General features: G+C 71.5%; 13 protein-coding genes. 6 read left to right on the top strand and 7 right to left on the bottom strand.

Annotated elements, in window-relative coordinates; all coding sequences use genetic code 11:
* The first annotated feature begins 45 nt into the window (after positions 1-45).
* The 4 genes from HNR76_RS06785 to HNR76_RS06770 all read left to right on the top strand — a co-directional run bounded on the left by HNR76_RS06785 (position 46) and on the right by HNR76_RS06770 (position 4,249).
* Entirely contained in the window at positions 46-1,461 is a 1,416-nt protein-coding gene (locus HNR76_RS06785; RefSeq protein WP_246429020.1) for an FAD-dependent oxidoreductase, read from the top strand.
* 88 nt (positions 1,462-1,549) lie between these two features.
* Positions 1,550-2,989 (top strand): exodeoxyribonuclease I, encoded by a 1,440-nt coding sequence (sbcB, locus tag HNR76_RS06780; protein ID WP_162310104.1) that lies wholly within the window; start codon positions 1,550-1,552, stop codon positions 2,987-2,989.
* The gene (locus tag HNR76_RS06775) at positions 2,986-3,672 is read left to right on the top strand and encodes a DUF2461 domain-containing protein (protein ID WP_162310103.1); all 687 of its coding nucleotides are present in this window, start codon (positions 2,986-2,988) and stop codon (positions 3,670-3,672) included. Before sbcB ends, HNR76_RS06775 begins: the two co-directional genes overlap by 4 nt.
* Positions 3,673-3,676: 4 nt before the next feature.
* Positions 3,677-4,249: a DUF2939 domain-containing protein gene (locus HNR76_RS06770; protein ID WP_162310102.1), complete on the top strand. Its 573-nt coding sequence runs from the start codon at positions 3,677-3,679 to the stop codon at positions 4,247-4,249.
* Positions 4,250-4,368: 119 nt separating this feature from the next.
* Here HNR76_RS06770 and lolD read toward each other — a convergent pair whose 3' ends face one another.
* Genes lolD through HNR76_RS06750 form a run of 4 tightly spaced genes read right to left on the bottom strand, consistent with a single transcriptional unit; the run spans position 4,369 to position 7,061 of the window.
* Positions 4,369-5,097, bottom strand: a complete 729-nt coding sequence (lolD, locus tag HNR76_RS06765; protein WP_162310101.1) for a lipoprotein-releasing ABC transporter ATP-binding protein LolD — start codon at positions 5,095-5,097, stop codon at positions 4,369-4,371.
* Positions 5,090-6,331 (bottom strand): lipoprotein-releasing ABC transporter permease subunit, encoded by a 1,242-nt coding sequence (locus HNR76_RS06760; RefSeq protein ID WP_162310100.1) that lies wholly within the window; start codon positions 6,329-6,331, stop codon positions 5,090-5,092. Before HNR76_RS06760 ends, lolD begins: the two co-directional genes overlap by 8 nt.
* 48 nt (positions 6,332-6,379) lie before the next feature.
* Entirely contained in the window at positions 6,380-6,763 is a 384-nt protein-coding gene (locus HNR76_RS06755) for a hypothetical protein (protein WP_246429019.1), read from the bottom strand.
* A gap of 22 nt (positions 6,764-6,785) precedes the next feature.
* On the bottom strand, positions 6,786-7,061 hold the full coding sequence (locus tag HNR76_RS06750; protein ID WP_162310098.1) for an FAD assembly factor SdhE: 276 nt from the start codon (positions 7,059-7,061) through the stop codon (positions 6,786-6,788).
* A 284-nt stretch (positions 7,062-7,345) separates the two neighbouring features.
* Here HNR76_RS06750 and HNR76_RS06745 point away from each other — a divergent pair, with 284 nt between their 5' ends.
* Positions 7,346-8,710, top strand: coding sequence for an ATP-binding protein (locus tag HNR76_RS06745; protein WP_162310097.1), 1,365 nt, complete (start codon positions 7,346-7,348; stop codon positions 8,708-8,710).
* A complete protein-coding gene (locus HNR76_RS06740; RefSeq protein WP_162310096.1) occupies positions 8,703-9,251 on the top strand; it encodes a response regulator transcription factor in 549 nt (182 codons plus the stop codon). The genes HNR76_RS06745 and HNR76_RS06740 overlap by 8 nt, the downstream gene beginning before the upstream one ends.
* Before the next feature lie 63 nt (positions 9,252-9,314).
* Here the strand turns inward: HNR76_RS06740 and pnp are convergent, their stop codons facing one another.
* From pnp to truB, 3 genes are all read right to left on the bottom strand, one after another.
* A complete protein-coding gene (gene pnp, locus HNR76_RS06735; protein ID WP_162310095.1) occupies positions 9,315-11,420 on the bottom strand; it encodes a polyribonucleotide nucleotidyltransferase in 2,106 nt (701 codons plus the stop codon).
* Between the two features lie 188 nt (positions 11,421-11,608).
* Entirely contained in the window at positions 11,609-11,869 is a 261-nt protein-coding gene (gene rpsO / locus HNR76_RS06730; protein WP_162310094.1) for a 30S ribosomal protein S15, read from the bottom strand.
* 161 nt (positions 11,870-12,030) lie between these two features.
* Positions 12,031-12,969 (bottom strand): tRNA pseudouridine(55) synthase TruB, encoded by a 939-nt coding sequence (gene truB / locus HNR76_RS06725; protein WP_162310093.1) that lies wholly within the window; start codon positions 12,967-12,969, stop codon positions 12,031-12,033.
* Between the last annotated feature and the right edge of the window lie 71 nt (positions 12,970-13,040).

The following is a 13,040-nucleotide window of genomic DNA, read 5'->3' as shown; positions in this document are numbered from 1 at the left end:
CCGCCTTCGCGGGGGCGACGCAATGACGATGGCGGAATCACGGCGTTGAGCAATCACGACAAGCGCGAACTGACCCTGATCGGCGCCGGCCTGGCCGGCTCGCTGCTGGCCATCCTGCTGTCCCGGCGCGGCTGGAGGATCACCGTCTACGAGCGCCGCGGCGACCCGCGGGTGAAGGGCTACGAGTCCGGCCGCTCGATCAACCTGGCCCTGGCCGAGCGCGGGCGCCACGCGCTGCGCGTGGCCGGCGTGGAGGAGGCGGTGATGCGCCAGGCGGTGATGATGCGCGGGCGCATGATCCACGGCCTGGACGGCTCGCTGCAGTTGCAGCGCTACGGCCGCGACGACTCGGAGGCGATCTGGTCAGTGCACCGCGCCGACCTCAATGTCGCCCTGCTGGAGGCGGCTCAGCGCGCCGGCGCCACGATCCATTTCCACCGGCGCCTGCACACGGTGGACTTCGACGCCGGCACCGCGCGCCTGATCGACGACCGCGACGACCAGCCCGAGGACATCCGCTTCTCCACCCTGGTCGGCAGCGACGGCGCCGGCTCGGCGCTGCGCGCGGAGATGGTGCGCAAGGCCGGCTTCGGCGAGCGCACCGACTTCCTGGACCACTCCTACAAGGAGCTGACCATCCCGCCCGGCGCGGACGGCGGCTTCAGGATCGAAGCCAACGCGCTGCACATCTGGCCGCGCGGGCGCTACATGTGCATCGCGCTGCCCAACGACGAGGGCACCTTCACCGTCACCGTGTTCCTGCCCAACCACCCGGTGCCCGGCACGGACGACCCCAGCTTCGCCAGCGTGCGCAGCGGCCGGGAGGTGCATGCCCTGTTCGCGCGCGACTTCGCCGATGCCCTGCCGCTGATCCCGGACCTGGAGCGGGACTGGGAACGCCACCCGCCCGGCCTGCTCGGCACCCTGTACCTGGACCGCTGGCACCTGGACGGGCGCGCGGTGCTGCTGGGCGATGCCGCGCACGCCATGGTGCCGTTCCACGGCCAGGGCATGAACTGCGCCTTCGAGGATTGCGTGGCGCTGGCCGAGGCGCTGGACCGGCATGTGCCGCCTTCGGTGCCGCCCGGCCTGGCACGCCGCGCGCTGGAGCGGGCCTTCGCCGCGTTCGAGGCCGAGCGCAAGCCCAATGCCGCGGCGATCCAGTCCATGGCGCTGGAGAACTACGTGGAGATGCGCGACCGGGTGGACGATCCGGACTTCCTGCTGCAGCGCGAGCTGGAACGTGCGCTCCAGGAACGCCATCCGCAGCGTTTCGTGCCCCACTACGCCATGGTCACGTTCATGCGCATTCCCTACGCGGTGGCGCTGCAGCGCAGCGAGGTCCAGCGCGAGATCCTGGTGGAGGCCACGCGCGGACGCCACGACCTGGCCGGCATCGATTGGGAGGCGCTGGCCGCAACCGTCCATGCGCGCCTGCCGATGCTGGCGCAGGCGCGGTGAGACGCTGCATGCGCGGCGGGCGGCGCGGCGCGGCCGGCACATGCGGGCATCCTCCCCCCTTTCCGATGCACGGAACGATGCGATTGCCATGAGCGACAGCTTCCTGTTCTACGACCTGGAGACCTTCGGCGCCGATCCCCGGCGCACCCGCATCGCCCAGTTCGCGGCGGTGCGCACGGATGCGGAACTGAACCAGGTCGAGGAACCGCTCAGCTTCTTCGTGCAGCCGGCCGACGACCTGCTGCCCTCGCCCATCGCCAGCACGATCACCGGCATCGCCCCGCAACAGGCGCTGCGCGAGGGCATGATCGAGGCGGAGGCGGCCTCGCGCATCGTCGAGGAGATGGCCCGGCCGGGCACCTGCACCCTGGGCTACAACTCGCTGCGCTTCGACGACGAGTTCGTCCGCCACACCCTGTTCCGCAACTTCTTCGACCCCTACGAGCGCGAATGGCGCGGCGGCAACTCGCGCTGGGACCTGCTGGACGTGCTGCGCCTGGCCCATGCCCTGCGCCCGGACGGCCTGGCCTGGCCCCGGCGCGAGGACGGCGCGCCCTCGTTCAAGCTCGAACACCTGGCCCTGGCCAACGGCGTGCGCCAGGGCGACGCGCACGAGGCCCTGTCGGACGTATACGCCACCCTCGGCCTGGCCCGGCTGCTGCGCCAGGCCCAGCCCCGGCTGTGGGACTACGCCCTGAAACTGCGCGACAAGCGCCACGCCGCCACGCTGCTGGACCCCATGGCCATGCAGCCGGTGCTGCACGTGTCCCAGCGCTACCCGGCCAGCCGCATGTGCGCGGCGGCGGTGCTGCCGCTGGCCGCGCATCCGTCCATCTCCAACCGGGTGATCGTGTTCGACCTGGACGGCGACGTGGAGGCGCTGCTGGAGCAGGACGCGGCCGGCATCGCCGACCGGCTCTACACCCCGGTGGCGGACCTGCCGCCGGGCGTATCGCGCGTGCCGCTGAAGGAAGTGCACCTGAACCGCTCGCCGATGCTGGTGCCCTGGGCGCACCTGCGCGCCGGCGACCTGCAGCGCCTGGGCCTGGACGCCGATGCGCTGCTGGCCGGCGTGCAGCGCCTGCGCGCGCACGGTCCCGCCCTGGCCGAGAAGGCGCGCCAGGTGTTCGCCGGCGGCCGCGAGCATGCGCAAGGCGACGTGGACGGTTCGCTCTACGCCGGCTTCTGCGGCGACGGCGACCGCCGCCTGTGCGCGCAGGTGCGCGCCACCACGGCGTCGGAGCTGGGCACGCGCGGCTTCGACTTCCGCGATGCGCGCCTGCCCGAGTTGCTGTTCCGCTACCGCGCCCGCAACTGGCCGCAGGCGCTGTCGCCGGCCGAGCGCGAGCGCTGGGACGCCTACCGCCGCCAACGCCTTGTGGAGGAGAGCGGCCTGTCCGAATATTCCTTCGCCGGCTACTTCGCCCAGATCGAGGCCCTGCGCGCCGCCCATGCCGGCGACGGGACGAAGCTGGCGCTGCTGGACCGGCTGGAACACTGGGGGCGGGACCTGCGCGACGGACTATGAAAAGCCATTTCAGCGACGCCAGCTTCAAGTTCCTGCGCGGCCTGGCCCGGCACAACGACAAGGCCTGGTTCCAGGCACACCGCCAGGACTACGAAACGCACGTGCGCCAGCCGTTCCTGCGCCTGATCGCCGACCTGCAGCCGGCGCTGGCGGCGGTCAGCCCGCACTACCGGGCCGACCCGCGCCTCGTCGGCGGCTCGCTGTTTCGCATCCACCGCGACGTGCGCTATTCCGGCGACAAGTCGCCCTACAAGCCCTGGCAGGGCGCGCGCCTGTTCCACGAGCGCCGCCGCGAGGTGCCGGCGCCCTCCTTCTACCTGCACCTGCAGCCCGGCAACAGCTTCGTCGGCGCCGGCCTGTGGCACCCGGAACCGCCCACCCAGCGCCGTGTGCGCCAGTTCATCCTCGACAACCCGGGCACCTGGAGGAAGGCCGCGCACGCCCCGGCGCTGCGCCGGCGCTATTCCCTGGACGATGGCGACATGCTGGTGCGCCCGCCGCGCGGATTCCCGGCGGACTTCGCGTTCATCGACGACCTGCGGCACCGCAACTGGGTCTTGCTGCGGCCGCTGGACGATGCGGCCATGACCCGCCCGGGGCTGCGCAAGTCGGTGGAGGCCGACCTGGTGGCGCTGGCCCCGTTCGTGGACTATCTGTGCGCGGCCCTGGACCTGGAGTTCTGACCCCATGCACACGCACCCCGCCCCGGCCGGGCGCCTGCGGACGCTGCGCGGCGTCGGCGTCGTCGCGCTCCTGTTGGCACTGGCGCTGGCGGCCTGGATCGCCGCCGGGCCGTGGCTGGCGGTGCGCGGCATCGAGCGCGCACTGGAACGCCGCGATGCCTCCGCGCTGCAGCGCCACGTCGATTTCCCGCGCCTGCGCGCCAACCTCAAGGCCCAACTGGACGACCGCCTGGTGCGCGCCGCGGGCGAGGACACGGCCGCCAGTCCGCTGGGCGCGCTGGCGCTGGTGGCGCTCGGCGGCGCGGGCGGCATGGCCGTGGATACGCTGGCCACGCCGGCCGGCATCGCCGCGCTGCTGCAGGGTCACGCGGTCTGGCAGCGCGCCCGCGGGCGCACCGTCGGCGGCGATGCCTGGGCCGCCACCGAACCGGCCCGGCCCCTGCGGGGCGCGCAGCTTCGCTACCAGTCCCTGTCGCGCTTCACCGCCACGGTCGAGCACGACGATGGCCGCCGCACCGTGTTCGTGCTCCGGCGCCAGGGGCTGCGCTGGCGGCTGGTCGACATCCGCCTGCCGTAGGCACCGGCGTCGATCGGCAATGCGTTGAGGCGGACGGAGAGAGCCGGCAGGTCCGCCGGGCGGCCGCCGGCTGCACACGGCTCCTGCAAGAGGCCGGCCGCAGCGCGGTCGCGTCGTTCCTACGCGGCGACCTGGCGCAGCTTGCCCGCATGCAGCTCCAGCACGCGGTCCAGGCGATGCGCCAGGCGGCGGTCGTGGGTGACCAGGACCAGGCTGGTGCGCTGGGCGCGGTTGAGCTCCAGCATCAGCTCGAACACGTGCGCGGCGGTCTTCTCGTCCAGGTTGCCGGTGGGCTCGTCGCCCAGCACGCAGGCCGGACGGTTGACCAGGGCGCGGGCCACGGCCGCGCGCTGGCGCTCGCCGCCGGACAGTTCGCCCGGCTTGTGCGCCAGTCGGTGGCCCAGGCCCACCGACTCCAGCAGCCCGGTGGCGCGCCGGGTCGCCTCGGCCACCCCGCCGCCGGCCAGCAGCACCGGCATCATCGCGTTCTCCAGCGCGGTGAACTCGGGCAGCAGGTGGTGGAACTGGTAGACGAAGCCCAGCGCGCCATTGCGCAGGCGCCCGCGCTGGGCGTCGGACAGCGCCGACATCTTCTGCCCGGCCACGTACACCTCGCCCGCGGTGGGCGTGTCCAGCCCGCCGAGCAGGTGCAGCAGGGTGCTCTTGCCCGCGCCCGACGCGCCGACGATGGCCACCGTCTCGCCGGCGGCCACCTGCAGGTCCAGCCCGTCGAACACCGGGGTCTTCATCTTGCCCTCGGCGTAGGTCTTGCCCAGCGCCTCGGCGCGCAGCACCTCGCCGTCGCGCGCCTGCGCGGCCGCGGGCGGACGGTCCCGGTCGTCACTCATAGCGCAACGCCTCCGCCGGCGGGGTGCGCGAGGCGCGCCAGGCCGGATACAGGGTGGCCAGGAAGCTCATCAGCAAGGCGATCACCAGGGTGGTGACCACGTCGCCGGTCTGCATGTCGGTGGGCAGGCCGGTGATGTAGTACACGTCCTCCGGCAGCAGGGTGATGTCGAACAGCGCCTCGATGCCGTCCAGGATGCGCTCCAGGTTCCAGGTCAGGGCCACCCCGCCGACGAAGCCGAGCACGGTGCCGATGATGCCGATCAGCGTGCCCTGGACCATGAACACCTGCATCACCCCGCCCGGGGTCAGGCCCAGGGTGCGCAGGATGGCGATGTCGGCCTGCTTGTCGGTCACCAGCATCACCTGCGAGTTCACCAGGGTGAAAGCGCCCATCAGGATGATCAGCGACAGCAGGATGCCCATCACCGTCTTTTCCATCTTCAGCGAGTGGTAGAGGTTGGCGTTCTCCTGGGTCCAGTCGCTGACCCGGTAGAAGCCGGGCAACTGCAGGGCCAGGTCACGGGCCACCTCGAAGGAACGGTTCATGTCGTGCAGCTTCAGGCGCACGCCGGTGACCCCGTCCATGCGCAGCACCCGCTGCAGGTCGGTCATCTCCACCAGGGCCAGGCCGCGGTCGACCTCGTTGTGCCCGGCCGAGAAGATGCCGCTGACGGTGAAGCGCTTGACCCGCGGCATCGCGCCTACCGGCGAGCCCTGGAATTCGGGCAGCATCACCAGCACCGTATCGCCCACGTCCACGCCCAGCCACAGCGCCAGCTCCTGGCCCAGCAGGATGTTGAACCCGCCGGCGGCGAGCGAATCGGCCGAGCCGCGCGTCATCTTCTGCGCCAGCACCGAGACGTTCTCCTCGAGCCCGGGTTCCACGCCGCGCACCATCGCCGGCTGCCGGCGCGGACCGGACAGCAGCGCCTCGGTCTCGATGTAGGGCGCGGCGCCGGCCACGCGCGGGTCGCGCGCCGCCACGTCCAGCGCATGCCGCCAGTCCTGCAGCGGCACGCCGTCGGCGATCACCGTGGCGTGGGCGGCGAACTGCAGCAGGCGGTCGCGGATCTCCTTCTGGAAGCCGCTCATCACCGCCATGGTGGTGATGAGCACGGCCACGCCCAGGGCGATGCCGAGGATGGAGGCCAGCGAGATGAAGGAGATGAAGCCGTTGCGGCGCTTGGCGCGCAGGTAGCGCAGGCCGATGGCCACGGAGACGGGGGTGAACATGGGTCGAAGGGATGTCCCGTGCCGGCGCATCCCGGCGATTGTCGGCATCTATGGTGCCATCGACCGGTGGCCGCGCGAAACGGCCCGCGCACGCACGGCCAGCCGCAGTTCACGGCGCAGCGCCGGCGGCAGGGTGTCCGGCCACCACACCAGGCGCTGGGCGCGGCCCTGGGCGTCGACCGCGCGCACGAAGGCCAATGGCCCGCGCCATGCCAGCTCGCAGGCCTGGAGCGGGCGGCCATCGAGGGTGTCGGCGCCTTGCGCGGCGACGGCCAGGACCAGGTACCGCGGCGCCCGGCGCGCTTCACGCCACGCCTGCCACAGGCCATGCGCGCAGGCGGCCAGCGCCAGCGGCCAGGCACCGGCGCGCGGAAGGTCCGACGCCAGCACCGCCATCGGCGTGAGGAGGGAGAGGACCAGCAGCCCCGCCAACAGCCAGCGCGAAGGCCGCCATTCAAGCCGGCAGGGTGCGGATGCGGACGATGAGTGCGGACAGTTCGGCATCCGGACAGGCCTCGTAGCCCATGAACCAGCGCCAGAGCCTATCGTCCTCGCAATCCAGCAGGCGTAGGAAAACCCCGCGCTCGGCCTCGGATGCGGACGGATACGCATGCGCCAGCCAGCGCTCGAACAACTGGTCCAGCTCGCGCATGCCGCGGCGGCAGCGCCAGCGGATGCGGCGCAGGTCGGCGGCGGCGGATGGCGGGTTCGAAGGAGGGGGCAGCGTCATCGCATCGCGGGGATTGCCGGAAAGACGCCATTCTGCCGGTGCGCGGCGCCTCTTGTGTAGGCGCCGGCGGCCGGCGGCGGCAGGCCGCGCGACCATGGTGGGCCCACGCGGGACCGCACGCATGCCCGGGCCCGGTACCGGCCCGACGGTGGTACGGTTTGGCGACCACCGTCCGGGCGACGTGCCGTTTTCTTCGCGCGGCCCGGTCGGTGGCCCGCGGTGGCGTGCGTTCCGCCTCGAAGCGGCGCCGCCCCCGCCCCCGACAGGCCACACGGAGTTTCCCGATGCACTCCCTCGCACCGGCGACCGGCACGGACAAGCGGCAGGCGATCGAATCGGCCCGCACCGATACCACCCGTGGCGCCGGCGTGCGCAACATGCAGCAACTGATCCAGTTGCGCTGGATCGCCATCGTCGGCCAGGTGGCAACCATCGCCTTCGTCCATTTCGCCCTGCACATCCGCCTGCCGCTGGCGGCGATGCTGGGCATCGTCGCCTACCTGGCGCTGTTCAACCTGGCCAGCCTGCTGTTCTGGCGGTCGCGCCAGGACGTGGGCGACCTGGCCCTGTTGTTCGCGCTGCTGGTGGACGTGGCCGCGCTGACCGCGCAGTTGCACCTGAGCGGCGGCATCACCAACCCGTTCGTGTTCCTGTACCTGCTGCAGGTGGCGCTGGGCGCGGTGCTGCTGCCGGCCTGGGCCGGCTGGGTGGTGGTGGCCGCGAGCTGCGCGGGGGTGCTGGGCCTGGTCGCGTTCACCGGCCCGGTGACCCTGGCCGCCGAGCCGGCGCGCGGCATCGCCGACCCATACGTGCAGGGGCTGCTGGTGTGCTTCGCGCTGACCGCGGTGCTGGCCGCCGTGTTCATCGGCCGCACCGCACGCATCCTGCGCGACCGCGACGCGCGCCTGGCCGGCCTGCGCCAGCAGGCGGTCGAGGAAGAGCACATCGTGCGCATGGGCCTGCTGGCCTCCGGCGCGGCGCACGAACTGGGCACGCCGCTGGCCACCCTGTCGGTGCTGCTGGGCGACTGGCGGCGGATGGCGCCGTTCGAGGGCCATCCCGAACTGCAGCAGGACCTGGACGAGATGCAGACCCAGTTGGGCCGCTGCAAGGCCATCGTCACCGGCATCCTGCTGTCGGCCGGCGACGCGCGCGGCGAGGCACCGGCGCAGACCACGCTGGCCGCGTTCCTAGACGAACTGGTCGAGGAATGGTCCGCCACCCGTCCGGTGAACCGGCTCGACTACCGCCGCCGGCTCGACGGCGACGTGCCGATCGTGTCCGACTCGGGCCTCAAGCAGATGGTCGGCAACATCCTGGACAACGCGCTGGAAGCGTCGCCGGACTGGGTGGGACTGGAAGCCGTGCGCGAGGGCCAGGACGGCGAACGGCTGCGGCTGAAGGTCAGCGACGCCGGCCCCGGCTTCACCGAGCAAGCGCTGGCCAACTTCGGCAAGCCCTACAATTCCAGCAAGGGACGCCCCGGCGGCGGCCTGGGCCTGTTCCTCTCGCTGAACGTGGCGCGCAGCTTCGGCGGCCGCCTGCATGCGGCCAATCGCCACCCGCGTGGCGCCGAGGTGGTGCTGGAGCTGCCGCTGTCCGCACTGGCCCTGGAAGGACGCGAACCGGACGAACCGACCGATGAATGACCCCACCGCCATGCCGCGCCGCCTGCTGATCGTCGAGGACGACGCCGCCTTCGCGCGTACCCTGGGGCGCTCCTTCGAGCGGCGCGGCTACGAGGTGCGCCATGCCGCCAGCCAGGCCGACCTGGAACCGCTGCTGCGCGACTACGCGCCCGGCTACGCCGTGGTGGACCTGAAGCTGGCCGGCGGCAGCTCCGGCCTGGCCTGCGTGCAGGCGCTGCACGCGCACGACCCGGACATGCTGATCGTGGTGCTCACCGGCTACGCCAGCATCGCCACGGCGGTGGAGGCGATCAAGCTGGGCGCCTGCCACTACCTGGCCAAGCCCTCCAACACCGACGACATCGAGGCCGCCTTCGGCCGCGCCGAGGGCAACGCCAAGGTAGCCCTGGGCGAGCGCCCGACCTCGATCAAGACGCTGGAATGGGAACGCATCCACGAGGTGCTGGCCGAGACCGGCTTCAACGTCTCCGAGACCGCGCGCCGGCTGGGCATGCACCGGCGCACGCTGGTGCGCAAGCTGGGCAAGCAGCAGGTGAAGTGAACGGGAAAAAAGAAGGCGGGCCAATGGCCCGCCCTCTTCGTCGCGTCGTCGAACGCCGGCGGATTACTCCGTCACGCCCTCGCCTTCCTCGACGGCCTTGATCGACAGGCGGATGCGACCCTGCTTGTCGACTTCCAGCACCTTGACCTTGACCAGGTCGCCTTCCTTGAGCTTGTCGGAGACCTTCTCCACCCGCTCGCTGGAGATCTGCGAGACGTGGACCAGGCCGTCCTTGCCCGGCAGGATGGTCACGAACGCGCCGAAGTCCATGATCTTGGCGACCTTGCCCTCGTAGATCCGGCCCGGCTCCACGTCCGAGGTGATCTGCTCGATGCGGGCCTTGGCGGCCTGCGCGGCGGCGGCATTGACCGAGGCGATGACGATGGTGCCGTCGTCCTGGATGTCGATCTGGGTGCCGGTCTCCTTGGTGATGCCCTGGATGGTGGCGCCGCCCTTGCCGATGACCTCGCGGATCTTGTCCGGGTGGATCTTGATGGTCAGCAGGCGCGGGGCGTACTCGGACAGCTCCGCGCGCGGCGCGGTCAGGCCCTTGGCCATCTCGCCGAGGATGTGCAGGCGGCCGGCCTTGGCCTGCTCCAGGGCCTGCTTCATGATCTCCTCGGTGATGCCCTCGATCTTGATGTCCATCTGCAGGGCGGACACGCCCTCGGCGGTGCCGGCGACCTTGAAGTCCATGTCGCCCAGGTGGTCCTCGTCGCCGAGGATGTCGGACAGCACCACGAAGCGGTCGCCCTCCTTCACCAGGCCCATGGCGATGCCCGCGACCGGCGACTTCACCGGCACGCCGGCGTCCATCAGCGCCAGCGAGCTGCCGCAGACCGAGGCCATCGACGAGGAACCGTTGGACTCGGTGATCTCCGAGACCACGCGGATCGTGTAGGGGAACGATTCCAGGGTCGGCATCACCGCCAGCACGCCGCGCTTTGCCAGGCGGCCGTGGCCGATCTCGCGGCGCTTGGGCGCGCCGAAGCGGCCGCACTCGCCCACCGAGTACGGCGGGAAGTTGTAGTGGAACAGGAAGTTGTCCTTGTACTCGCCGCTGACCGCATCGATGATCTGGCCGTCGCGGGCGGTGCCCAGCGTGGTGACCACGATGGCCTGGGTCTCGCCGCGGGTGAACATGGCCGAGCCGTGGGTACGCGGCAGCACGCCGGTCTTCACGGTGATCGGGCGCACGGTGTCCAGGGCACGGCCGTCGATGCGGACCTTGGTATCCAGCACCGAGTCGCGCAGGGTGTGGTACTCGAGCTCGCCGAACTCCTTGGACAGCTCGGCGGGGTTCCAGCCCTCGGCGGCGACGCGGCCGGCCAGGGCTTCGGCGACGTCCTTCTTGATCGCGGCGATGGCGTCGCGGCGCTGCAGCTTGTCGCGCACCTGGAAGGCCTCGGCCAGGCGGCCGCCGACGGCTTCCTTCAGCGCCGCGACCAGGGCCTCGTTCCTGGCGGGAGCGGCCCAGTCGGACGGCCTGGTGCCGGCCTCGGCGACCAGCTCGTTGATCGCGCCGACCACCTTCTGCAGCTCGCGGTGGCCGAAGGTGACCGCGCCCAGCATCACTTCCTCCGACAGCAGCGCCGCTTCGGACTCGACCATCAGCACCGCGTTGGCGGTACCGGCCACGACCAGCTCCAACTGCGATTCCTTCAGCTCGGCGGCGGTCGGGTTGAGGATGTACTGGCCGTCCTTGTAGCCGACCTTGGCCGCGCCGATCGGGCCCTTGAACGGGGTGCCGGCCAGGGCCAGGGCGGCGGAGGCACCGATCAGGGCCGGGATGTCGCCGTCGATCTCCGGATTCAGCGACATCACGGTCGCGATGATCTGGATCTCGTTCCTGTAGTTGTCGGGGAACAGCGGGCGGATCGGGCGGTCGATCAGGCGCGAAATCAGCGTTTCCTTCTCGGTCGGCCGGCCCTCGCGCTTGAAGAAGCCGCCGGGGATGCGGCCTCCGGCGTAGAACTTCTCCTGGTAGTCCACGGTGAGCGGGAAGAAGTCCTGGCCCTCGCGCGCGCTCTTGGCGGCGACGGCGGAGACCAGCAGTACGGTGTCGTCCATCTTCACGATGACCGCGCCGCTGGCCTGGCGGGCGACCTCGCCCGTCTCCAGGGTCACGGTATGTTTGCCGTACTGGAAGGTTTTGGTGATTTTTGCCACGTCGGTTCCTTGGGAAATGACTCGCTTACGGATTGACCGGTTGCGGCCCTTGCCGCCGCCGGGTGGCCGGAGACTCCGGCCCTTGGCGAACCTCGCGCCCCGGCACGGTGCCGGAGCCGGGGCCTGCGATCTTCAGGCGCCCGAAATGCAAACCGCGGCGCATTTCTGCGCCGCGGCGGGATGATGCATCAGCGACGCAGGCCGAGCTTTTCGATCAGGCTCTTGTAGCGCTCGTTGTCCTTGCGCTTGAGGTAGTCGAGCAGGCTGCGACGGCGATTGACCAGTTGCAGCAGGCCGCGGCGGCTGTGGTGGTCCTTCTTGTGGGTCTTGAAGTGCTCGGTCAACTGCTCGATGCGCGCCGTCAGCAGGGCCACCTGGACTTCCGGCGAGCCGGTGTCGTTGGTGCCGCGCTGGTTGTCGGCGATGACTTTCTGGGTGTCGATGGACATGTGGGTTCTCTCGATGCGTAGCCGGCAGGAACGCGCTGGGCGCACCGCCTGACCCGCCGCTTGCGGATGGCCGCCTCGAAGGCGGAAGGATTTGCCGAAAAAGGCGCGCGAATTGTACCTTCCGGTACCTTTGCGGACAAGGCGTTAGCTTTGTCCCGGCGTCATCGCCCGGTGCGCACGGCATCGCCCGCGGCGCGGAACAGGCGCTGCGGCGAGAGCCGCCCGCCCGGCTCGACCCAGGCCAGCCCCAGTGCGCGGCCGCCATCGGCGAAGACCGCGGCCGGGTCGGCCGGCGTCCACGGGCCGCGCAGGCGCTGGCCCTGGGCGAAACGCGCCGCCTCGGCGTCGGCCAGTTCGACCCGGGGGAAACCGGCCAGTCCGGCCTCCAGCGGCAGCAGGCAGGCGTCCAGCGCCGCTTCGCCGCCGGCCTCGGCCAGCGCCTGCAACGCGTCCAGCGTCCACATCCGCGGCTCGCGGAACGGGTCGACCCAGAGCCGGCGCAGGTCGCCGATGTGCGCACCGCAGCCCAGTGCCTCGCCCAGGTCGCGGGCCAGGCTGCGGATGTAGGTGCCCGAGCCGCAGGTCACGCGCAGGCGCAGGCCATCGGCCCGGTGGTCGAGCAGTTCGATGGCATGGACCTTCACCTCGCGCACCGGCGCCTCGATGGCCTCGCCGCGGCGCGCGCGCGCATAGAGCGGCTCCCCGCCCTGCTTGAGTGCCGAGTACACCGGCGCGCGCTGGCGCAGGAGGCCGGTGAACGGCGCCAGCGCCGCCTCCAGACTGGCCCGGTCCAGCGCCGGCACCGGGCGCTGGCGCAGCACCTGGCCGTCGGCGTCGTCGGTATCGGTGGCGATGCCCAGCACGATGCCGGCCTCGTAGGCCTTGTCCGAGCCGAGCAGCAGCCCTGCCAGCTTGGTCGCCTCGCCGAAGCACAGCGGCAGCAGGCCGGTGGCCAGCGGGTCCAGGCTGCCGGTGTGCCCGCCCTTCTCGGCGCGGAACAGCCACCGGGCCTTCTGCAGGGCGGCGTTGGAACTGATCCCGGCCGGCTTGTCCAGCAGCAGGATGCCGTCGAGGGGGCGCTTGCGGCCGGTGGAGGTCATGGATACCAAGGACGGGGAGGGCCGGCGACGGCCGCGGGTTGCCACGGGCCCGGCTGCGGCCGGCCCGGGCG

This window comes from Pseudoxanthomonas broegbernensis, assembly GCF_014202435.1.
GTDB lineage: Bacteria > Pseudomonadota > Gammaproteobacteria > Xanthomonadales > Xanthomonadaceae > Pseudoxanthomonas > Pseudoxanthomonas broegbernensis.
Note: the sequence above shows the minus strand (reverse complement) of the source record. Positions and strands in the feature narration are given on the sequence as shown.